Source organism: Ruegeria sp. C5 (assembly GCF_056537605.1).
This window is the reverse complement of the sequence record NZ_JBQFRX010000019.1, coordinates 1-1,177: the sequence shown is the minus strand read 5'-3', so window position 1 is coordinate 1,177 and position 1,177 is coordinate 1. Positions and strand designations below refer to the sequence as shown.

1 protein-coding gene is annotated in these 1,177 nt (G+C 59.0%); it reads right to left on the bottom strand.

What is annotated here, in order from left to right; genetic code table 11:
- Window position 1: 1 nt before the first annotated feature.
- Window positions 2–1,177 (bottom strand): elongation factor Tu (tuf, locus tag ACR0AW_RS21175; protein ID WP_010441214.1); only part of this gene is annotated, 1,176 nt, incomplete at its 5' end.

Here is a 1,177-nt window from a genome sequence, read left to right as displayed (position 1 = left end):
ATTACTCGATGATTTTCGAGACGACGCCGGCGCCGACGGTGCGGCCGCCTTCGCGGATCGCAAAGCGCAGGCCGTCTTCCATCGCGATCGGGGCGATCAGCTCGACGGTGAAGCCGACGTTGTCGCCGGGCATAACCATCTCGGTGCCAGCCGCCAGGGTCACGGTGCCGGTCACGTCAGTTGTACGGAAGTAGAACTGCGGACGGTAGTTCGCAAAGAACGGGGTGTGACGACCGCCTTCTTCCTTGGTCAGGATGTAGGCTTCGGCTTCGAACTTGGTGTGCGGTGTAACCGAACCCGGCTTACACAGAACCTGGCCACGCTCAACACCGTCACGGTCGATACCGCGCAGCAGGGCGCCGATGTTGTCGCCCGCTTCACCGCGATCCAGCAGCTTGCGGAACATTTCAACACCAGTACAGGTGGTTTTCTGAGTGTCACGGATGCCGACGATTTCGATCTCGTCGCCAACATTGATCACGCCACGCTCGACACGGCCGGTCACAACGGTACCACGGCCCGAGATCGAGAACACGTCTTCGACCGGCATCAGGAACGGCTTGTCAACTTCACGCTCAGGGGTGTCGATGTAGTCATCAACAGCCGCCATCAGTTCCTTGATCTTCTCTTCGCCGATTTCCGGATTGTTGCCTTCCATTGCGGCCAGAGCCGAACCTGCGATGATCGGAATATCGTCGCCGGGGTATTCATAGCTGGACAGCAGTTCGCGAACTTCCATCTCAACCAGTTCCAGCAGCTCTTCGTCGTCGACCTGGTCAACTTTGTTCATGAACACGACCATCTTCGGGATGCCAACCTGGCGGCCCAGCAGGATGTGCTCGCGGGTCTGCGGCATCGGGCCGTCAGCTGCGTTCACAACCAGGATCGCGCCGTCCATCTGGGCGGCACCGGTGATCATGTTCTTGACGTAGTCGGCGTGGCCGGGGCAGTCGACGTGCGCATAGTGGCGGTTGTCGGTCTCGTACTCCACGTGGGCGGTCGAGATGGTGATGCCACGTGCTTTTTCTTCAGGCGCGCCGTCAATCTGGTCATACGCTTTGAAGTCACCGAAATACTTGGTGATTGCTGCGGTCAGCGTGGTCTTGCCGTGGTCAACGTGGCCAATCGTGCCGATGTTGACGTGCGGCTTATTACGCTCAAACTTTTCCTTTGCCAT